This window comes from Ligilactobacillus animalis (genome assembly GCF_009933595.1).
GTDB classification, from domain to species: domain Bacteria; phylum Bacillota; class Bacilli; order Lactobacillales; family Lactobacillaceae; genus Ligilactobacillus; species Ligilactobacillus animalis.
This window is the reverse complement of record NZ_CP047141.1, coordinates 1,739,037-1,760,122: the sequence shown is the minus strand read 5'-3', so window position 1 is coordinate 1,760,122 and position 21,086 is coordinate 1,739,037. Positions and strand designations below refer to the sequence as shown.

General features: G+C 40.6%; 23 protein-coding genes and 2 pseudogenes. 18 read left to right on the top strand and 7 right to left on the bottom strand.

Translation table 11 applies throughout. The features are described 5' to 3' along the window. The first annotated feature begins 75 nt into the window (after positions 1-75). Positions 76-459, top strand: a complete 384-nt coding sequence (locus tag GSR62_RS08695; RefSeq protein ID WP_179854456.1) for a hypothetical protein — start codon at positions 76-78, stop codon at positions 457-459. Positions 460-517: 58 nt separating this feature from the next. Here GSR62_RS08695 and GSR62_RS08690 read toward each other — a convergent pair whose 3' ends face one another. The 4 genes from GSR62_RS08690 to GSR62_RS08675 form a co-directional block, all read right to left on the bottom strand. Next, the gene (locus tag GSR62_RS08690; protein ID WP_005917882.1) at positions 518-784 is read right to left on the bottom strand and encodes a hypothetical protein; all 267 of its coding nucleotides are present in this window, start codon (positions 782-784) and stop codon (positions 518-520) included. A gap of 77 nt (positions 785-861) precedes the next feature. Further along, positions 862-1,149, bottom strand: coding sequence for a hypothetical protein (locus tag GSR62_RS08685; RefSeq protein ID WP_005917880.1), 288 nt, complete (start codon positions 1,147-1,149; stop codon positions 862-864). A gap of 332 nt (positions 1,150-1,481) precedes the next feature. Continuing rightward, positions 1,482-2,123, bottom strand: a complete 642-nt coding sequence (locus tag GSR62_RS08680) for an HD domain-containing protein (protein WP_010688398.1) — start codon at positions 2,121-2,123, stop codon at positions 1,482-1,484. Between the two features lie 14 nt (positions 2,124-2,137). After that, a complete protein-coding gene (locus tag GSR62_RS08675; protein WP_066023639.1) occupies positions 2,138-2,917 on the bottom strand; it encodes an alpha/beta hydrolase in 780 nt (259 codons plus the stop codon). 137 nt (positions 2,918-3,054) lie between these two features. Here GSR62_RS08675 and rsmG point away from each other — a divergent pair, with 137 nt between their 5' ends. The 14 genes and pseudogenes from rsmG (at position 3,055) to GSR62_RS08605 (ending at position 15,873) form a co-directional block, all read left to right on the top strand. Further along, on the top strand, positions 3,055-3,798 hold the full coding sequence (gene rsmG, locus GSR62_RS08670) for a 16S rRNA (guanine(527)-N(7))-methyltransferase RsmG (RefSeq protein ID WP_010688396.1): 744 nt from the start codon (positions 3,055-3,057) through the stop codon (positions 3,796-3,798). 2 nt (positions 3,799-3,800) lie between these two features. Then, positions 3,801-4,637, top strand: coding sequence for a nucleoid occlusion protein (gene noc / locus GSR62_RS08665; RefSeq protein WP_035448682.1), 837 nt, complete (start codon positions 3,801-3,803; stop codon positions 4,635-4,637). A gap of 11 nt (positions 4,638-4,648) precedes the next feature. Continuing rightward, the gene (locus GSR62_RS08660; protein ID WP_066023638.1) at positions 4,649-5,416 is read left to right on the top strand and encodes a ParA family protein; all 768 of its coding nucleotides are present in this window, start codon (positions 4,649-4,651) and stop codon (positions 5,414-5,416) included. Then, entirely contained in the window at positions 5,406-6,287 is an 882-nt protein-coding gene (locus tag GSR62_RS08655; protein WP_010688393.1) for a ParB/RepB/Spo0J family partition protein, read from the top strand. The genes GSR62_RS08660 and GSR62_RS08655 overlap by 11 nt, the downstream gene beginning before the upstream one ends. 13 nt (positions 6,288-6,300) lie before the next feature. Beyond that, complete coding sequence (locus GSR62_RS08650) at positions 6,301-6,486, top strand: DUF951 domain-containing protein (RefSeq protein WP_010688392.1); 186 nt, start codon at positions 6,301-6,303, stop codon at positions 6,484-6,486. A 25-nt stretch (positions 6,487-6,511) separates the two neighbouring features. Continuing rightward, positions 6,512-7,612 (top strand): redox-regulated ATPase YchF, encoded by a 1,101-nt coding sequence (ychF, locus tag GSR62_RS08645; protein ID WP_066023637.1) that lies wholly within the window; start codon positions 6,512-6,514, stop codon positions 7,610-7,612. Between the two features lie 19 nt (positions 7,613-7,631). After that, positions 7,632-8,354 (top strand): DUF1129 family protein, encoded by a 723-nt coding sequence (locus tag GSR62_RS08640; protein ID WP_066023636.1) that lies wholly within the window; start codon positions 7,632-7,634, stop codon positions 8,352-8,354. A 281-nt stretch (positions 8,355-8,635) separates the two neighbouring features. Further along, entirely contained in the window at positions 8,636-9,262 is a 627-nt protein-coding gene (locus tag GSR62_RS08635) for a hypothetical protein (protein WP_136363788.1), read from the top strand. 69 nt (positions 9,263-9,331) lie between these two features. Continuing rightward, positions 9,332-10,084, top strand: a complete 753-nt coding sequence (locus tag GSR62_RS08630) for a DeoR/GlpR family DNA-binding transcription regulator (RefSeq protein WP_010688388.1) — start codon at positions 9,332-9,334, stop codon at positions 10,082-10,084. A 6-nt stretch (positions 10,085-10,090) separates the two neighbouring features. Next, positions 10,091-10,216 (top strand): annotated as a pseudogene (araD, locus tag GSR62_RS09580) (L-ribulose-5-phosphate 4-epimerase); the annotation flags it as partial. Between the two features lie 132 nt (positions 10,217-10,348). Next, positions 10,349-11,545 carry an acetate/propionate family kinase gene (locus tag GSR62_RS08620; protein WP_010688387.1) on the top strand — a complete coding sequence of 399 codons (1,197 nt, stop codon included), beginning with the start codon at positions 10,349-10,351 and terminating at the stop codon, positions 11,543-11,545. Between the two features lie 113 nt (positions 11,546-11,658). Continuing rightward, a complete protein-coding gene (locus tag GSR62_RS08615; RefSeq protein WP_005921008.1) occupies positions 11,659-12,180 on the top strand; it encodes an HdeD family acid-resistance protein in 522 nt (173 codons plus the stop codon). 61 nt (positions 12,181-12,241) lie between these two features. Further along, positions 12,242-14,732, top strand: a pseudogene (locus GSR62_RS08610) (excinuclease ABC subunit UvrA). A gap of 283 nt (positions 14,733-15,015) precedes the next feature. Continuing rightward, positions 15,016-15,873 carry an Rpn family recombination-promoting nuclease/putative transposase gene (locus tag GSR62_RS08605; protein WP_066023635.1) on the top strand — a complete coding sequence of 286 codons (858 nt, stop codon included), beginning with the start codon at positions 15,016-15,018 and terminating at the stop codon, positions 15,871-15,873. Between the two features lie 66 nt (positions 15,874-15,939). Here the strand turns inward: GSR62_RS08605 and GSR62_RS09665 are convergent, their stop codons facing one another. Continuing rightward, complete coding sequence (locus GSR62_RS09665; protein WP_137422624.1) at positions 15,940-16,020, bottom strand: IS3 family transposase; 81 nt, start codon at positions 16,018-16,020, stop codon at positions 15,940-15,942. Between the two features lie 206 nt (positions 16,021-16,226). Here GSR62_RS09665 and GSR62_RS08595 point away from each other — a divergent pair, with 206 nt between their 5' ends. From GSR62_RS08595 to GSR62_RS08585, 3 genes are all read left to right on the top strand, one after another. After that, entirely contained in the window at positions 16,227-16,949 is a 723-nt protein-coding gene (locus tag GSR62_RS08595) for a metal ABC transporter ATP-binding protein (RefSeq protein ID WP_066023634.1), read from the top strand. After that, a complete protein-coding gene (locus GSR62_RS08590) occupies positions 16,930-17,730 on the top strand; it encodes an ABC transporter permease (protein ID WP_066023633.1) in 801 nt (266 codons plus the stop codon). Before GSR62_RS08595 ends, GSR62_RS08590 begins: the two co-directional genes overlap by 20 nt. 149 nt (positions 17,731-17,879) lie before the next feature. Beyond that, a complete protein-coding gene (locus GSR62_RS08585; RefSeq protein WP_161517666.1) occupies positions 17,880-18,353 on the top strand; it encodes an alpha/beta hydrolase family protein in 474 nt (157 codons plus the stop codon). A 63-nt stretch (positions 18,354-18,416) separates the two neighbouring features. Here the strand turns inward: GSR62_RS08585 and GSR62_RS08580 are convergent, their stop codons facing one another. Both GSR62_RS08580 and GSR62_RS08575 read right to left on the bottom strand, forming a co-directional pair. Continuing rightward, positions 18,417-19,088 carry a histidine phosphatase family protein gene (locus tag GSR62_RS08580; RefSeq protein WP_066023632.1) on the bottom strand — a complete coding sequence of 224 codons (672 nt, stop codon included), beginning with the start codon at positions 19,086-19,088 and terminating at the stop codon, positions 18,417-18,419. Between the two features lie 100 nt (positions 19,089-19,188). After that, positions 19,189-21,054, bottom strand: a complete 1,866-nt coding sequence (locus GSR62_RS08575) for a monovalent cation:proton antiporter family protein (RefSeq protein WP_066023631.1) — start codon at positions 21,052-21,054, stop codon at positions 19,189-19,191. Positions 21,055-21,086 lie beyond the last annotated feature (32 nt).

The following is a 21,086-nucleotide window of genomic DNA, read 5'->3' as shown; positions in this document are numbered from 1 at the left end:
ATAGCAGAACATAACATTATTTTAAACGCTAAAGCTAAAGATTTTTCGGCTGTTTCACAAGGATCGGCGGCTTTTTTGAAATATGTAGATACAGATGTTCCGACGAGTGCTCTTACATGTAAGATAGCTGATGATATTGTTATTTTGAAAACTAACACGCAAAAGGAAGGTGATTATATGTTCTATGAATTAGAATTTCGTTCACGCCTTGCTAGGGAAACAAAGAAAGTAAGTAAAGAGGTACGAGAAAAAGGTCTAGCCGAAGGGCGAAAGGAAGGTAGAAAAGAAGGCCTCACCGAGGGATGGGCCAAAGGTGAAAAAAGAGTTGTTTGTGATATGATCAGTCGCCTGACTGCTAAAGGATATTCCAAACAAGATGTCATTACTACGGTTACAGAATTGACTCATTTTACAGCAGAAGAAGCTATTGTGCTTTATGACAAGTTATTTGTAAAGTGATCGAAAAAGGCTCACGGTGAAAAGTTTTCAGCGTGGGTCTTTTTGACTTGTTAGTAAGTTATTCATTTGGTGCTTCGTAAATATTACTTTGACTTTCAGCACTTGAATCAGAAGCAGGATGTGTTTGCTTTTGAGACTGGGTGACCGGAGCAAGTGCATCATTGAGACGCCCGATCGGATCATAAGCCCACAAGAAGAGGCTGACGACCACTAAGTTGAATAACGTAAAAGCTAACCACCAGTTGAATAAGGCATGCATAATACCATTAGTCGTAGCTTTTGCCTTGAGATAGGCGTGTCTGTATGGATCGTTTTCTGGTTCCATTTTAGCCATCCTTTCTTAGTGTGTTATAAAGTTATTTTTACTTAAAAATAGATTTTTTGCAACTAAGATCATCAATTTTATTCAGCCTGATAGACATCACTTGTATCAGTACTATCTTCTGTAGTTTCGGGTGTGGTGGAATGTTGCTGTTGGGGTCGTGTTTGCTGGACAGTTGTGTTGATCGTTTCGGTTATCCGTCCAACAGGGTCAATGATGATCCAGAAAAACCACAGCATCAAACAAGTGATAATGATATGAAAGAGACCAAAGATCAAATACCAAATAAAAGCTGAACATAAAATACCATTAGTCGTTGCTTTGGATTTCAAATAACGGTCTCTATAAGGGTCGATATCTCTTTTCATAATGATCATCCTTTCTATATATGATGCAGTATCCTATTTTTCTCCACACTTCTATAAAAAAACCTCCGCAAGGGGAGTGCGGAGGAAAAAAGGAGTATGTTTACCTAGTAGCAAGGGGGGCTGACTAGGTAATGTTTCAGCTATAGGACTACACCTGTGTGATGTTTTGCTTTAGCTTATGGTTACAGTATAGGCGCTTAAGCTAAAGAAAAAGTAATCGTTTTCTTAAGGATTAGATACAAAATACTTAAAAATATATAAACAATAAATTTTTATACTAAATTTATTGAAATAAATATCTGATAAGTATTTTATTTGATGATAGCCCAACTTTACCAATCAGTTTTAAAAGCTGTAACGTATGCTACCATTAGCTCGTGTCGCTCTTGGGCGATCGCTTTAGCTTCGGCAGTGTTTAACATGTCTTTGATCTTGAACAGCTTTTCGTAAAAGTGGTTGATGATCGTTTCATTTGAAAGATCACGGTAAGCCGTTTTATCGAGTTTTTCTCGGGGTGGCATCGCGGGATCGTAGAGTTTTTCTTCATGACGTGCACCATAGTAAATGGCGCGAGCGATCCCGATCGCCCCGATCGCATCTAACCAATCGGCATCTTGGACGATCTGACCTTCGAGACTAAGCTCTTGTTTGCCAGCTAAAGAGTGAGAAAATGACATCTTACTGATGATCTCCATGATGTGGTCTTGGTCACTTTGACTCACCTCCAAAGCTTGCATTTGTGCAATAACGCTGGCTTTAGCTTGGTCAATGTCAGTAAATAATTTTTCATCGACAACATCATGTAATAAGGCAGCAGCTTGGACCACAAAGCTATTACCGCCGAGTTTTTCATTTAGGTTACGGGCCATCTTGACAACGCGCTCAATGTGCGCCATGTCGTGACCGGTGTGATCGTGAGAAAGCTTTTCATAAGTGTAGGCATGAAGCTGTGCCAATTGTTGTGTTTGATCCATTTGAACGACCTCGTTTATTTTTTAGTAAAACTATGCTTGATAAACTCGAATAAGAAATCTAAGCTATATGGAGTGAAGAAGGCATCTGAACTCAAGGTCGCCCCCTCAAAGTTGAATAATGAAACTTCACTTCCACGCGCTTGGATGGTTGTTAAGAGCTCAGTGGCTTGTTTATCGGTCAGCGTATGGTCAGCTGTACCGTTTAAGATCAAGATCGGTGGTAATTTTTGGCTATTTTGTAAGAGCAATTCACTGAGAAACGGTCCTGAAAAAGGGTGCGGTGTCAGTGACGTTTCCAATAGTAATCCGCCCTTATAGCGTAAAGGAGAACGTCTGACATCTTCATCATTTGACCGTTGTTGACCTTGGTCTAAGATGCTCAAACTGCTCAAATATCCCCCTAGACCTTCGCCAAATAGTAAATAGCGGTAAGGATCAAGACCGTATTTGAAGGCATGATCAAGCAAAAAGCGAGTGGCTGAGTGGATATCTTTGACCATGGCGGTGACGTCAGCAGTGGTACGGTATGAAACTAAAGCTACAGCATAGCCACGTTTGGCAATCTCGAGCATTTGCGCAAACCGTTCATCGATCTTGACCATATTATGTTCATCGATATCAGGAACATAGATGAGTAGGGGAAAATGAGCTTTAACGTTTGGGGGAATAGGGGGAGTGATGAGATTTAACGTTAAGGGACATCCGTCTTTAAAGGCATAGACGAGATTGGTCTGGATCTTAGGGTAGCGTGGGACAAGTGGTTCATTGAAATTGATGATACTATTTTGTTCCATATTAAAATCCTCCAAATTTAAGCTTGATTTGCGGGGGCGAGACTTGTATTTCCGCATTAAATAAATTACTATTATAATAGCACGTGAAACATATAAATTAAACAATGTTTCACAATTAGATCAGATAAGGGGAACAAATGACACCAGAAGAATTTAGAGCGGCATTGGCGAAGCGGGGAGTGGAACTTTCTGATGAGCAAATGCAACAATTTCAAACCTACTACGAATTTTTAGTTGCTACAAATGAACACGTCAACTTGACTGCGATCACCAAACAAGAAGAGGTCTATTTAAAGCACTTCTATGATTCACTTTTACCGGCGCTTGAAGTCAAAGATATTCAAACACGTGCTTTAAGTATTTGTGATGTTGGTGCGGGGGCGGGGTTCCCATCGATCCCACTTAAGATCGCATTTCCGAATTTGAAGGTCACGATCGTTGATTCTTTGAATAAACGGATCAAATTTTTAGAGGAATTATCCCAAAAATTAAACTTAACAGATACGCATTTTTATCATGCTCGGGCGGAAGAATTTGCCGGTAAAAAGAGTGAATTCCGTGAAAGTTTTGATGTCGTAACGGCGCGGGCTGTCGCGCGTTTATCGGTCCTAAGCGAGTTTTGCTTACCATTGGCCAAGTTAAATGGGCGTTTTATCGCATTAAAGGCGCAAAAAGCCAATGAAGAATTAGCGGATGCTAAGTATGCAGTGGCTACACTTGGTGGTAAAATTGAGGAAGATATCCAGACCGCTTTGCCTAAGAGTGATGAGACACGGCATATCATCGTGATCTCGAAGAAAAAACCAACGCCAAATAAATATCCGCGCAAGCCAGGCACACCAGCTAAGCAGCCTTTACAGGCGCCCCAAGGGAGGAAATAAAAATGGCATTTTCATTTTTTAAGAAGAACAAGGAAGAAGAACCAAACGACAAAAATCGGGTCCAAGAGATCGAATTGAGCAAGATCGTACCGAACCAAAACCAACCACGGACGATCTTTAGTGAAGAAAGCATCGCTGAATTGGCAGATACGATCTATGATCACGGCTTGTTGCAACCGATCGTTTTGCGCAAGTTAGGTGATGATCAATATGAGATCATTGCTGGTGAAAGACGTTTTCGGGCGGTAACTAAGCTCGGTTATGAAAAAGTTCCAGCGATCGTACGTGAGATGAGTGATGCTGAATCAGCTTCTTTAGCGATCATCGAAAACTTACAACGTGAAGGCTTAACTGCAGTTGAAGAAGCTAAAGCCTATGCTCATTTGATGCAATTAAACGAATTGACGCAAAAACATTTAGCTAAAGAAATGGGTAAGAGCCAAGGGTTTGTGGCGAACAAATTACGCTTGTTGAAGTTACCAACGCAAGTCCAAGATGCGATCTTAGACCGTTCGATCACTGAACGCCATGGTCGGAGTTTGTTGACGGTCGAAGATGAAGCTACCCAATTAGAATTATTAGCTCAGATCAAGGAAAATGATTGGTCAGTTAAAGAAACAGAAGCTGCGATCGCGGCCTTGAACCAACCAAAACCAGAAAAGAAGAAAAAAACTAAGACGACCACAAAAAACGTGGCACCTAACCAAAAAGTTGCTGTCAACACTGTGAAAAAAGCGGTCCAAATGGTTGAAAAATCAGGTGTTAAAGTTAACGTGACCGAAGAAGATACAAAAGAGTTCCATCGCATCATTATTGATATTCCAGTCGCTAAAGACTAGGGGGGATAATTTTGGGAAGAGTTATTGCATTAGCAAATCAAAAAGGTGGCGTTGGTAAAACGACCACCAGTGTTAATTTGGCTGCCAGCCTTGCTGACCTCGGGCAAAAAGTGTTATTGATCGACATGGATGCCCAGGGAAATGCAACGAGCGGTATCGGGATCGATAAAGGACAGATCAAACAAGATATTTATGACGTATTAGTCAATGAAGTCGAGCTAGAAGATGTGATTCTACATACCAAACGCGATAAGTTAGACGTTGTTCCAGCCACGATCCGGTTATCTGGAGCTGAGATCGAGTTGGCCTCACAGTTTGCGCGTGAGAAACGTTTGGCTGATGCTTTGGTCTTGATCAGGGATGAATATGATTTTATCTTGTTGGATTGTCCGCCTTCACTGGGCTTATTGACGATCAATGCCTTTACGACCTGTGATTCGATCTTGATCCCTGTTCAAAGTGAGTACTATGCTTTAGAAGGCTTGAACCAATTAGTCAACACGATCAAATTAGTGCAAAAACACTTCAATCCTACTCTAAAGATCGAGGGTGTTTTGATGACAATGCTTGATTCTAGAACTAATCTAGGCAATCAAGTCGTTGCTGAAGTGAAAAATTTCTTTGGTGACACAGTTTATCAAACGGTGATTCCTCGGAATATCAAGTTATCAGAAGCTCCAAGTTACGGAATGGCGATCGTTGACTACGATCCAAGATCTAAGGGAGCATTAGCTTATGAAGCTTTGGCAAAGGAGGTTTTGGCGACTGATGCCAAATAAGAAAAACAAAGCCTTAGGGCGCGGGCTAGAAGCTTTATTTTCGACTTTTGAAGAGGATGCTCAAGCCGAAGAAACTGTGGTCGAACTAAAGATCGATGAGATCCGGTCAAATCCTTATCAACCACGAAAGATCTTTGACGAAGCTGGTTTGGCAGAACTAGCTGAGTCGATCAAACAACAAGGTGTCTTTCAACCGATCATCGTGCGTTCGTCAAGTGTAATGGGCTACGAATTGATTGCGGGCGAAAGAAGATACCGTGCTTCCAAGCTAGCTGGCAAAAAAACGATCCCAGCGATCGTGCGTCAACTAGATGAAGAAGAGATGATGGAGATCGCGGTGCTAGAAAATCTTCAGCGCGAAGATCTCACACCTTTGGAAGAAGCGCAAGCCTACAACACGCTGATGGAAAACTTGCATTTGACCCAAGCTCAAGTTTCCGAGCGCTTAGGGAAGTCAAGGCCTTATATCGCTAACTATCTACGGTTGTTGAGCTTACCAAAAGAGGTCAAGGAAATGTTGCAAGAAGGTCAATTGTCGATGGGCCAAGCGCGGACCTTGTTATCATTAAAAGACAAGAAGAATTTAGTTCAGTTAGCTAAAAAGACGGTCAAAGAAAATCTGACCGTCCGCCAATTGGAACAATTAGTCAGTGAACTAAATGGTGAGAAACACCATAAAAAAGCTGCTAAAAGAAAAGTTGCTTTGGATCCACATTTGCAGAAGAGTGAAGACCTATTAAAGGAGCGCTTTGGGACAAATGTTGCGATCAAAAGCACTGCACGCTCAAAAAAGGGCAAGATCGAAATTTCGTATTTATCAATGGATGATTTGAACCGCATTTTGGATATTTTAGATATTCATTTAGATTAAGTGAGGGATGCTTATGTATGAATTGCATGATATCGTTGAAATGAAGAAGGCTCACCCCTGTGGCGTCAATCGCTGGGAGATCATTCGCATGGGGATGGACATCAAGATCCAATGCACCGGCTGCAAACGTTTGATCATGATGCCACGTAAAGAGTTCGATAAGAAGATGAAGAAAGTTTTAGAAAAAGCCGGGGAATAATTTTTTAAGAAAGAGTGGAAAACAAATGGCATTAACAGCAGGTATCGTCGGGTTGCCAAACGTCGGCAAGTCAACACTATTTAACGCGATCACAAAGGCAGGCGCTGAAATGGCGAACTATCCTTTTGCAACGATCGACCCCAACGTCGGGATGGTGGAAGTTCCAGATCCACGTTTAGCACGGATCGATGAGATCATTCCCGCTAAAAAGATCGTACACACGACCTTTGAATTTACTGATATTGCTGGGATCGTTAAGGGTGCTAGCAAGGGTGAAGGACTAGGTAACAAGTTCTTGGAAAACATTCGCCAAGTGGATGCGATCGTGCATGTCGTGCGGGCTTTTGATGATGAAAACATCACCCACGTGGCTAATAAAGTCGATCCTTTGGAAGATATCCAAACGATCAATTTAGAATTAGTCTTAGCTGATCTTGATTCGGTCAACAAACGCTATGCCCGCGTAGAAAAAGTAGCACGTACTAAGGATAAAGATGCAGTGGCTGAATTTGAAGTCTTAAAGAAGATCAAACCAGCTTTGGAAGCAGAACAACCAGTGCGTTCGCTTGAATTCAACGAAGATGAACAAAAGATCGTTAAGGGCTTGTTCTTGTTGACTTCTAAGCCTGTGCTTTACGTGGCAAATATTGCCGAAGAAGATATGGCAGATCCAGAAAGCTCTAAGTACTACCAACAGGTCAAAGAATTTGCGGAAAATGAAGGCTCGCAAGCTTTGGCTGTTTGTGCCCGAACTGAAGAAGAGATCGCTGAAATGGATGATGACGAAAAGCAAGAATTCTTGGAAATGGAAGGTGTCGAAGAATCTGGGCTTGACCGCTTGATCCGTGCTTCTTACAAATTACTTGGCTTAGCAACCTTCTTTACTGCTGGTGGTAAGGAAACTAGAGCTTGGACTTTTAAACAAGGAATGAAAGCTCCACAAGTTGCTGGTGTGATCCACTCTGACTTTGAACGTGGCTTTATCCGCGCTGAAACGGTCTCATTTGCTGACCTAGATAAGTATGGTAGCATGCAAGCTGTTAAAGAAGCAGGTCGCTTGCGCCTCGAAGGTAAAGCATATGAAGTTCAAGATGGTGACATCATCGAATTTAGATTTAACGTTTAAGCGATAGGGGGAAAAGTTCATGGCAGAAAGTAAACGCAATGAAAAAGCAGGGCAACAGCAACAAGCACGTGCCAAAGAAGTTGAAGTGACGATGCGTGATGGGAAATTTTCCGGTCTGACCAAGCGTAATGAAGATTATCTTTTCCACTTGGATAAGGCTTTGACCGAAAAAAATTATGATCCGGAACAAAAAGAACAAGTTTTAAACGAAATGTATCAAGAATTAAAGGAGAAACAAAAGCAAGGTGTTGTGGCAACTAAGCTCTATGGTACGGTCACCGAAAAAGCTGAATTGATCATCAATGGGCCGAAAAAGTCAGAAGCTCCTACTGAACTACCTAAGTTTTGGATCTTAGCTTTAGATAACGGCTTGATCATGTTCATCATGTTCTGTATCATGTATACCTTATTAGGCGTCTTTTCACCACAACAAGCTGATGTCAGTGGTGGCTGGATCACCTTGTTAGCAACTTCAACGATCGCTGGGGTCGGCTTAGCGTTCTTCTATCGTAGTATGCTATCAGCCCGCAAAGAAAAGGGTAAAAAGCGTTGGATCAAGACTTTGCTGATCACATTAGAATTGATCTTGATCTGGATCGTTGCCTTTGGGATCATCAGCTTTATCCCAGTTTCGATCAACCGGACGATGGAACCGATCGTCTATGCTATCTTAGCCGGTCTAGGTTACCTAGTAAGACGCTACTTGAAGAAGAAATACAATTTCAGAAGTGTAATGTTCTAGCAAAAAATACGGTCAGCGCCGTATAAATAGCGCGGGCACCACTATGATACATTTTTGCATCATAGTGGTGCCCGCGCTATTTTTGTTGACAAGTTTGCTAAAAGGGCTATGATGAAGACAAAATATTTAGGGGATAATTTTCGCTTTTTAGTGTATTTTTTATCACTTATTTAGCAAACTGCTAGCGACTAAGATCAAGTAAATATTTTGTAGAAAAAATGCCACAGCTAAAAAAACAATCAAAATATCAGCAAGTAAAGTTAGTTGATGTAAAGCTTATTTTGAAAAATGGCCAGACGATCCCGATAAGTAAAGAAAAATTAGAAAAGCTCATCAATGAAAATCATAACGTAGCTAACTGGTTCGATGAAAAAGGTCAGCTTAGATATTCACATCATAAAGTGACAGTTTCCAAAACACAGGCCACGTTTGAAACAAAAGTGGCAAAAGCTGATACGAATTTAGCCACTTGCTTAGCTAAGATACGTGGACTGCGCAAGAAGTATGGACATAAATATAGCGTTAAAGGTGGCAAGATCAAACTAGATGCAGCTTTGGCTTATACGCTAAAAACTGCGATCGAAGACCACGGCCAAGCAGGGATCGAAGTGCTCGAACAGACGCAAAAACAGATCGAGGCGAAGTTAGAAGCCAATTGGAATGAGACTTTGCAGATGGCGCGCCAGATCGGGACTGATCTCACGGAAGAAGAAATACTGGCGGTCTTGTATTATGCCGGAGCTGATAAGGAAAGCTTATATACCAAGCCAGTTGAGAAACTAAACGAGCAATTAAAACCACTAAAGCAGCTAAAAGAAGATCTAGCTGACTTTGATACGGCATTTGACAAGAGCATCAAAAAACGGATCGCTGATGATCAAGAATTAGCGGGAGAATTTGGGCTATGATGATGAAATCTGTTTGCTTTTGTCCGTTTATGTTATAGTTGAATTATCATAAAATTAGGGGCTAAGGCGATGTTAAAAAAAGAACGTTTGTTAAAAATTTTAGAGATCGTTGATCAACAAGAGATCGTTACGGTAAATGAACTGATCAATACGCTAGGTGTTTCAGATATGACGATCCGGCGTGACCTAGATGAACTCGATAAGAGCGGTAAGTTGATCCGCTTACATGGAGGCGCTCAAAAGATCGCTAATATTGAAGAGGTCGAACTCTCGCGTAATCAGAAAAAAGAGATCCATTTGGTCGAAAAACAAGAAGTTGCTAAACTAGCTGCGCAAAAGATCAAACCTGGTGACACGATCTATATTGGAGCTGGTACGACTCTTGAATTGATTTTAAATTATGTTGAAAAGCCAGAAACTTTGCGGGTCGTGACCAATAGTTTACCGGTCTTTGAAGCTTGGCAAAAGACCGAAGCTGAATTGATCTTAGTTGGAGGCAATTATCGGCGACATTCGGGAGAATTTATCGGTGGCTTAACGATCAAATTACTCGAAGATCTCAAGTTTACCAAGGCGTTTGTAGGTGTCAATGGGGTCAATAATGATAACATGATGGCAGCTAACACCGAAGAAGGGCAAGCTGAGGCACTTGGTTTGAATAATGCCCAAGAAAGATATGTTGTAATGGATAAATACAAGTTTAATCGTAATGATTTTTATAACTTTTATAGTCTCTATAATGTCGATGCCCTCTTGACTAATAGTTCAGTAGCACCAGATACTTTAGAGCATTACCAAACATATACAAAGATCGAAAATTGAGATGCGGTCAGCGCCCAAATGGCATTCCACACGCTACAACTGACGCCTAAACAAGCTAGTGTTCCACAATATTTACTCGACAAACATTATTATCGCAAACATGGGGCCAATGCTTATTACGGCCAAAGATGATCAAAGAAAGCTGGCTACGAAATAGCCGGCTTTTTTTTTATGCCAAAAAAGAAAGCGCTTACATTTTAAATTTGATTGAATAAAAAGATTATACTATTATAAAGTTAGGTAAATTTTTAATGGGGTGAGCTTATGGAAAAAATTATGATCATCAACTCGGGGAGCTCGAGTTTAAAGTTTAAATTATTTAACAATGAAACACATGAAACCTTGGCAAGTGGGATCATCGAACGGATCGGGATCCACGGCTCAAAGATCAAGGTGAAATATGGTGATGGACAAAAGTATGAACTAGACCATGAGATCACCAACCATTTACAAGGGATAGAACTTTTACTAAATGTCTTAAAAGAATTAAACTTGATCGCGGATCTAAGCGAGATCAAAGGTATCGGACACCGGGTCGTGGCTGGGGGCGAATATTTCAGCCAACCAGTGGTCGTCGATAATGATGTTATCGCTAAGATCAAAGAATTAGCGGAATTAGCACCATTGCACAACCCAGCCAACTTAAACGGGATCAAAGCATTTCGTAAATACCTGCCTAATGCTTTATCCGTAGCTGTCTTTGATACAGCATTCCATCAAACATTACCACAAGAAAATTATATGTACAGTACACCATACGAATGGTATGAAAAATATGGGGTTCGACGTTATGGCGCTCATGGGATCAGTCATGAATACGTGGCTCGTAAAGCAGCTGAATTGATGGGGCGTCCTTTTGAAGACCTCAAATTGATCACTTGTCATTTGGGCGCAGGGGCCTCGATCACGGCTGTTAAGCATGGACGCTCATTTGACACTTCGATGGGCTTTACCCCACTCAGCGGTATCCAAATGGCAACTCGCGCAGGGGATGTCGATATTTCTCTGGCCAACTACATCATGAAGAAATTAAATGTCCAATCGATGTCCGATATGGTGTATCTACTGAATGAAAAATCCGGTTTCTTGGGCGTTTCTGGAGTTTCAGCTGATATGCGAGACGTCGAAGATGCCGCTGCTGCTGGCAACAAGCGCGCTGAATTAGCGATTAAATTATTCTATAACAGCATTTTACGCTATGTCGGTCAGTATATCACCGAAATGGGCGGTGTTGATGGGATCGTCTTTACTGGGGGAATCGGAGAAAATTCACCTGAGACAAGTGAAGAGATCATGAAACGCTTAGCCTATATGGGCGTAACAATCAATGAAGCTGAAAATAAAAAGCGTGGGGCTGAAACGATCATCTCGGGGCCCGATTCGACGGTGACCGTAATGCGGATCCCAACTGATGAGGAATACATGATCGCCCAACATGTGTGGGAACTTTTAGGAGAATAGGAAAAAGGTGAGTCAGTTTGGCTCACTTTTTCAAGTGTTTTTGCATGACAATTATTTAAGAGAGTGTTAAAATCGGTAACCGATATTAAAATTTTTTAAGGTGGTTTTTCGTTATGCAAACAAAACATCGTGCATTCGACTGGTTTAGTTTGATCGTCGGGATCGTTTTTGTGATCGCCGGGATCGCATCATACATGAACCCCGATGATACTTTGAAATTTATTTCGATCTGCATTGGGATCGGTGCTTTAGTCAAGGGCTTTTATGAATTATGGTTCCGACGTGGGATCGGTAATTTATTTGGTGAAAGCTCGGGTTGGTTGCTCTTTATGGGGATCGTTGACATCATCTTGGGTCTCTTGTTTATCTTCAGAGCAGCTTCGGGTATCATTGTGATCGCCTATATCTTTGCCTTTTGGTTCATCTTTGATTCGATCGCTGAAATTGCTACAGCTGGCTATTTCAAGCAATTGAACCGAGGCTATTACATTTTGAACTTGATCTTAAACATCATTGCTTTGTTCATCGGGTTTGTCTTATTGTTCAACCCCTTGATCGCAGCTACAACATTGGTCTTGATCATCGCCTTTTATTTGATCTTGATCGGGGTCATTAAGATCATTCAAGCATTCTAAATTAATTGAAGCGCAAAGCGGACTTAGCAATGACTGAGTCCGCTTTTTTAGTGAGGTATACATGGAAAAAATAGAAAAACTGCCCCAACAGATCGAAGTTCGTGGGGGCAAAGTGCATAATTTAAAAAATATCGATATTGATATTCCATTACATCAATTTGTGGCGATCTCGGGTCTTTCGGGTTCGGGAAAGAGTTCACTTGCGATGGGGATCTTATATGAAGAAGGTTCACGGCGCTATTTAGAAGCCCTTTCGACCTATACTAGAAGACGACTCAAGACCGGAAATAAAGCTAACGTCGAAAGTGTCAAACATATCCCATCAGCGTTAGCCTTACGCCAACGTCCCGCGATCCCATCTGAACGGGCAACAGTGGGTACGATGAGTGAATTGCTAAATGTGATCCTTTTCGCGCTTAGGGCGACCTGTTTGTCCCAATGGGCACGCATTTGGTCCGGATCTGAAAGTTGCCCAAGCGATGAGTAAGTCCGGTGAAGAGATGGGGTTACTGACATGTCCTACTTGTGGAGTGGAGTTTTATGCCTATGGTGCAGAAGATTTTACTTTTAATTCGACGGGGGCATGTGAAACTTGTCAGGGGACAGGAAATGTGCGCCAGTTAGATGAAAGTAAGTTGATCGCCGATGAAGAGTTATCGTTGGCAGATGGAGCAGTTGCTTCTTGGCGCTTACCGGGGCGTAACTTCATGCCTAGTGTGGCTGAACAAGCAGGGGTCCGGATCAATGTGCCTTTTAAAGAATTGACAGCTAAAGAAAAAGATTTTGTGTTAAATGGACCCCAAAAGAAGTTCAAGATGGATTTTTGCACAAGTACTGGCCGGGTCTTTCATGATTTCAATGTTTTGTATGAAAATGCCCGTCAGGCTGTTTTAGAATCGGCGAAAACCAGTAAAAGTGAACGGGCGCAAAAAAAGATCAGTGAATTTTTCCATTATTCGACTTGCCCGACCTGTCATGGAACGCGACTCAAGCCAGAATTGTTGCGTCAAAAAGCAGGTGGATTAAATATTGCTGAAGTTACCGAACTTAGCTTACACGCTTTAGCAGAATGGAAAATGCAAGTCTTAAAAACATTGCCAGCTGAGATGGATACCATGGCACAGGCGATCTTTGCTGAATTTGATGATGATCTCAAGCCTTTGCTAGAACTAGGCTTGGATTATTTGACGCTAGCTCGCAATGGTAACACGCTTTCGACAGGTGAGTTGCAACGGATCCAGTTGGCTAGGACTCTTCGCACAGAAACGACGGGGGTCTTATATGTTTTAGATGAACCGTCGATCGGGTTACATCCTGATAATATAAATGGTTTGTTGAATGTCTTTAAACAATTAGTCGCTCAAGGCAATTCGCTGGTCGTTGTCGATCACAATGTTGATATCGTCAGAGCAGCTGATCATATTATTGAGATCGGGCCTGGTTCGGGGGATAATGGGGGCCAGATCATTGCCACTGGGACTCCAGCGCAATTAGCTAAAAATAAAAATTCGTTGATCGGACCGTATTTGAATGGGACCGCTGAGTTGATAGCTCGTCCGATCCAGCCAGTGGATACAGCTAAAATTACGATCGCTGTGAGCGAGCACTATAATTTACATGATGTCAAAGTTGATCTACCACTTAATCGTTTGACCGCTGTCACAGGCTTTTCCGGAGCAGGGAAGACCAGTTTGATCTTAGACTCCTTAGTGCCAGCGATCAAGGCCAAAGCTAAGGGAGAAGGCTTACCGGCACAAGTGAGCGAGCTTGATTCACCGCTAAAAGATGTTGTCAGCGTCGATGCGAGTCCGATCGGTAAGACTACCCGTTCGACGACAGCAACCTATACGAGCATCATGGACAATTTGCGGAAGTTGTTTGCTAAACAACCACTGGCTAAAGAACGCCACTATACGCCGAGTTATTTTTCCTATAACAATAAGCAAGGTGGCTGTCCTGAGTGTGGTGGAACTGGGGTCGTGACCTTAGATGTCCAATATTTACCTGATATGGAACAGACATGTCCACTGTGTGCCGGGAAACGTTTCCGCCCTGAGATCCAAGCGGTCAAATGGAATGGTTATTCGATCGTGGATATTTTAGATATGGATGTTGATCAAGCTCTGAACGTATTTAAAGCTGAGCCTAAGATCTTACGGGAGTTAGAGTTATTAAAAGAAGTTGGGCTGAGTTATCTGCATTTAGGTGAAAGTACGCCGAGCCTTTCTGGTGGTGAAGCGCAACGTTTGAAATTGGTAAAGCACTTGGATCATAAGCAAGAAACAACGCTCTTTGTCTTTGATGAGCCGACGATCGGGTTGCACCCATTAGATGTGAAAGTCTTGCTTCAAGTCATGCAAAAACTCATCGATCAAGGTGCAACGATCATTACGATCACGCACGATCTGAATTTGATCGTCAATGCTGACTACATCTTAGACCTTGGACCACGCGGCGGAAAACATGGCGGTAAGGTCGTTTTCAGCGGTACAGTATCAGAATTATTGGCTCACCCGACAAGTTTGACTGCCAAAGCCCTAGCGAAGTATTGACAACGATTCGAACGATAAAAGTTGATAAGTACAAAAGACTACTAGAGTTTAGCTTGAAAATTCTAGTAGTCTTTTTATTAAATGTGAAATGATTTAGCAACTGATAGGACACTAAAAAGTTACTAATAGGGATGTCATCTTAGCAGGATAAGTCCTTGAAGAACTAGCATAGGTCCATGAATATCTGCTATTTTAGTGGAAAAATTACCATTATAGCACCAGTTCGTTATACTTGAGACTTTCTTATCTTAGGTCCAAAATAGGCTCAAAAGGGGATGAGGAAATGAATGATCAGGAAAAAGATCTTCCAAATTGGGAACAGGCAACTTTCAAAAATAGCGTGATTTTTGCGTGGATCGTTTCAGAACATCCAGAAGTTTGTCTTGAATTACTTCAGTTGATCTTACCCGAGTTAGCGGTTACCGAGATCTTTGAAGTCATAAGTGAATATACTCAAAAAGCTAGCCTTAAAAATCATGGAGTTCGCTTTGATGTCTATACTGAAGATGATCGTGGGCGGATGTTTGATCTTGAAATGCAAGTCGTTGATCAACATGATCTAAGTAAACGGATCTCTTACTACCAAAGTAATTTGGTGCGACGGGCACTAGCTTCGGGATGTGCTTACAATGAAAAGGCTGATACCTATGTGATATTCATTTGTGACTTTGATTACGGTCGCTCTGGTTTACCTTTATACTCGACAAAGATGATTTTACATGAAAATCGCAAGGTACTGGATACAGGTGTCCATAATATCATTTTGAACATTAAATCTAACAAATTGTCATTAGTATCGAAGCGATTAGCTGCATTCTTGAATTACTTAGCTAGTTCCAAAGTGACTGATGATTTTACTCGAAAACTGGATGAGTTAGTCACTGAATTAAAAACAGATACCAGAAAGAAGGACCATTATATGGAATACAAACAGGAAATTGCGTCACTTAAGGCATATATTAGAGAAGAGACTCGAGAAGCAACTCAAAAAGAAGAGCGTGAAAAAACGATCAGTGTGATGATCAAAAAGATGGTAGCTAAAGGCTATGATCGGCAAAAAACACTGGCTACGATCTTAGAATTTATAAACTACAGTGCATCGGAAGTAAGTGAGATCTACGACAAACTTTTGGTGAAGTAGAACTCATAGCCCCAAAAAGACGCATTGCACTGGCACCGTCAAGTAGGCAATTAAATAATTAAAATCCTAGGCAGCCTGATTTCGGTATTCTTCCGGAGTTAGGCTGTTTAGTCTGGTTTGATAGCGTTGTGTATTATAGAACTTGATGTAGTAGTGCTTGCTGTTCTACATTTGTCAAATTATATTTAGACAAAAATTAGATTCATCTGAAAGGGATTCACTGACCAATCGCGGATTTTACTATAGTTCCTTAACTAAAAAATTAAAATCTTTTGACATAAAAAATTCCTACTTGAATATTTTTTTAATCTATGAAATCATAATATAAAAATTAATATAAGGAGAATTTTTAGGTGATATGTTTAAAAGATGTATCTCTTGGATACGGGAGAGATGTTGTGGTTAAAAATATTGATTTTATGCTGAGTAAAGGTGATTTCGTTGTATTAGTTGGGGCTAATGGTGTTGGTAAAAGTACATTGATAAATACTTTGGTAGGAATTTTAGAACCAATTACAGGGAAAGTGTTACTTGAATTTCAAACAAAAAGAAAAAATCCATTTAACGATATTGGCTTTAGTCCACAAGATCAAATTATGGATTGGTACATGAATGTGTATGACAATATTATTCAAGGACCTGTGCTCGCTGGTTTTCCTCGTAAAGAAGCAGCCAAAAATTGTAAAAAAATGATTGAATTACTAGATATTACTGAAATAAGTTCATCACCAGTTGATCATATTTCAGGGGGGCAACAACAACGAGTCCAGATCGCACGAGAATTAGCTAAAGATCCACAGATATACATATTAGACGAACCCACTACAGGACTTGATGTTGAAACTTCTGAGAGACTATTTTCATTCTTGAAAAAGCGTAGTCGGCAAGGTGCGCTGATTCTAGTATCATCTCATGATCTCACACTTTTAGAAAATTATGCTGACAAGTTGATTTTCTTAGATAGTGGGGAACAAAAATATTTTGGTTATCTAAATGATTTTTTAAATGGGGAAACAAGCTTGCGGGAAAAATACTTGAAAGAAAGAGGGAAGCACCATGGATCCAAAAAATTTTAGAAATATTTCTACTGGGGTAAAAGCAATAAAAATTATTGCTTTTGGAGAATGGCATGCATTTAAACAGAACAAGGGGCTTTTGCTATCAATGGCAATGGAACCACTTATTACTTATGGACTATTAGTTTTGTCATTGAATACGAGCTTGGGGCAAGTAAAAATCGATAATGTAACAGTTTTGTACAAACAATATGCTCTGACTGGGATATTGACATTTTTTATGACAACACAAATGTCACAAGCAATGTACCGCGCAACAATAGATAAAGAATACGGGTTATTAGCACTTAAATTTTTAAATGGTATTCAGCCGTGGCATTATTTAGTTGGAATGAATTGTTTTCCAATTATTGGTTTACTTTTCCAGTGCTTTATCTTATTGTTACTTGGACTAGTATCAGAAGGAATATATAAAGTTAGCTTATTTTTATTAGCTATTTTAGTCGTGATCGTATCGCTAGGATTTTGGACTTCTCTAGGGATCTTATTAAGTACGAAGATAACAACTTATGAGAAAAGAGATGTTGTGATGACCTTGATATTTAGTCCGGTATCGTATGCTGCGCCAACATTATATGTTTTTTCAGATGATCTACCATTGATAGTTAGGATATTGACTATGATCAATCCACTGACATATCAGTTGCAAGCTATTAGAACAGTAGCATTTGGAAGTCTTGATGTCACTGTACTTATCATAGATTTTTTACTTACATTAGGTATGATGTTTATAGCTCAATGTGTTTTGTGTAAAATTCCCTTAAAATTATCAACCAGGTGATCTAATGGAAAAAGAAATAATAGAGTATATACTTTTTTTCAAAAAAAATAGTTGTATATTTACATGGGGGACCTGATTTTAGTATTAAAAACGAGGATGATGATCCATTCGTAAAATATTTATTAAAAAATAAAATCAATGTGGTCATAGTGAATTATCCTTTGGTATCTGGCGAAGGTGGAACTACGGATTTAAAATTCGTAAGATGTAAAATTTTTGCAGTTATCGAAAAATACAGTGAGTATATTTTATATGTTTTAGGGGATAGTTATGGCGGATATTTAGCAAGCTTATTAACAGATATTTCTAGGATTAAAGAAGTTATTGTTGTTAGTGGATTTATTAGTTTAAGGTATCAATATCTGTTTTCAACAGAAAGATCATGGTTAAAAGAGTATATGGATAAAGGTGCAACTGATTTTTTTGAGATCGTTCAAAAAAAGAGAGTTAACTCGCCAATATTGTTTATTCAAGGTTCCGCAGACGAAACTACACCGATAATTCAGTTTGATATTTTAAAAAATAATATGAAAGTACATAAACTTATTGGGTTTAAGCATCGAGAAAAAGGGGATAAATTAAATGAGGTGCTAAAAATTATCTTATCTCAGATCAATAAATAAAACCTGCTTGAATTTTTTGTTTAAGAAATTCAAGCAGGCTTTTCTACTTTTTTGTAGGGGATATCAATATTTAGCGTCATCTTGATAGCGATTGAGGTATGCTAATTTGATCTTACCGTTATCGTCCACATCAAACCGAGTCACAGAACCATTCTTGGGACTGACTGTAATGTCGACTTCAGGGGCAAAGCGTGAGGTCAAACTGCGGATCAAAGTTGAATGGGCCACAAGCAAGATCTTGTCGCCATCTGACGCGATCTGGTCGAGATATTCAAAACCTTGATCGACTCGTTGCCAGTATTCAGCGTTATTTTCTGCATCATGGAAGGGATCGACTTCTTTGGTAAAATCACGTGCTTTTTCGATCGAGTACTTGGTGATGATGTCATTAAAGGTCCGACAACCATGATCTGCTCCGATCATCAACCAGGCTTGGCTAGTGTCACTACCTTCAAAATAGCCAAAGTTTTGTTCTCGAAAACTCGGCAAAGCTTTTGGGGTCAGATCTTCAGCACTAGCAACATTTTCTTCTAGGATATAGCGACATGTCCGCGCCGCGCGATTTGTGTCACTGTGAAAGGCATGGGCAAAGTTGAGGTGGGCGAGTCTTTTACCAGCTTGATGCCCATCTTCTATTCCTTTGGGGGTCAAAGGTGAATCACACCAGCCTTGGATCTTATTGTAGCGGTTGAGATAAGTCTGTCCATGGCGGACAAAGTAGATCGAATATGCCATAAAAATTCCTCCCATAACAAATATATTTGTCTTAATTATACCATGAAAGCGGTATACAAAAAGACACGCAAACAAATTAATGTTGCGTGTCATGGTTTATTTATTCATAATCATTTAGTTTACTGATCTTTTTACGGATATCGTTAACAACGTCTTTGTTAGCCGAGAACAATAAGTGGTCACCAACTTGGATCTGTGTATTACCATTGACCGGGATCGCTTTGTGGTGACGGAAGATCCGGCTGACAGTGATCTCTTTGATAAATGGTAATTTGCGTAATTCAAGCCCAGCAAATTTGGAGTTACGCACAACGACTTCGTATAAACGTGAATCACCAGTGATCAAATCAAGGGTCGATGGGGATTCGATGATCGCCCGCATCATGCCAACAGTGGTAGCAAAAGTCGTAAAGAATTCGACCCCTGCGTCAGAGAGGCGTTTATCCATTTCTGCCATGCTCGTCGGATCGCTATTTTGGATCCGAGTCAAAACGCGTTCAACGCCGTATTCTTTCGCAGCTAAAGCTAAAGAATAGTTGATATCAACATCAGAGTGACCTAAGACTAGGATATCAGTATCAAAGATCTGTTCTTTAATGAGATCTTTTGGTTCAAGACTATCGACCAGGTGCACATTGTCACGATAGTCATAGGTTTTATAATTCTTTTTCCAGTTGGTATACATTTGGATGTCATACCAATCTTCATTTAGCTGTTCAGCTGTATTGATCGTGACCAAGTTGACCCCAATGATCGTAACTTTGGTCTTTTTGAGATCTTCCGGTTCAGGCTTGTGCAATTTATTAAAGACAAGCGGTCCTAAGATACAACTTACAACAGCGGCTAAAATGAAGGCCCCTGATTGTTCGCTTGTAATGACTTTTAAGTTTTGAGCGACCGTCAAAGTAGCCAGAACTAAAGTGATCGTTGTTTGAGAAAGCATCGCGCCAGCTAAAGCATTGATCCGCTTGAAGCGTTGACGCAAGCCAAAGTAAGCTGGAACTTTAGCCAAAACATAAGCCGCAAAAAACAGCGGGATCAAGATCAATGTTTTAGGTGAACCTAGTAGGCCTGGAATGTCGATCTTGGCCCCAGTTAAGATGAAAAAGAAAGGAATAAAGATCCCATAGCCGATCGCATCGAGCTTTTCTTGAGTACTGTGAGCTGGTTGGAGCAATTTGATCACGATCCCCGCGATAAATGCCCCTAAGATATCTTCAGCCCCGACCGATTCGGCTAAAACGACTAACGTGGTGATGACCAGTAAAGCTAAGCGAATGTCGATTTGTGTAGTCGATTTGTTGATCTCATCTAGCGAAGTGAAGAAACTCCGGAAACGATTGAAGATCAAAGCTCCGACGATGAAAAGTAAGAAGATCAACCATGCGCTTTCACCTTTGCCGGAAACAAATGAACTGTAAACGGTCAGACATAGTAGTGGAACGATCTCACCGAGGACTGCGATCAGTAGTAGAGCTTGGCCGAGTGGTTTGTTTAACAATTCATTTTCTTTCAAAACAGCGATCACGACCCCTAACGCAACCGTTGAAAACAGGATCGCTGCCAGGGCAAAGTTACTGAATAGACCCGAGAATTTAAATAGTAAAGCTAAGGCTAAAGCCATCAACAAACTACCACCATAGGCAACGACAGCTACTTGAACGGGAGAAGTTGAGGGAGCATTAGCTGCTTTTTTGCGTGCCAGCGGGGTAAGTGGCCCGTTATTTTTCTTGAAAAGTGAAAAATCGATCTCCATACCACTCAAGAAAAGTAAGAAAATGACCCCGTAATTTGAAAGAAAGCTTAAGACACATTCAGTTTGAACCAGGTCAAAGCCACTTTTACCGATCACGATCCCGACGAGCACTTCTGCTACTGCGGTCGGTAAAACGCTGATCTTAAAGCGTTGTAAGACCATCGGGGTGACAAATGCCACGAGTGTAACTATCAGTACAGAAACTGACATGAGATTTCCTCCTTAGAAAATGTTTGTTTCAT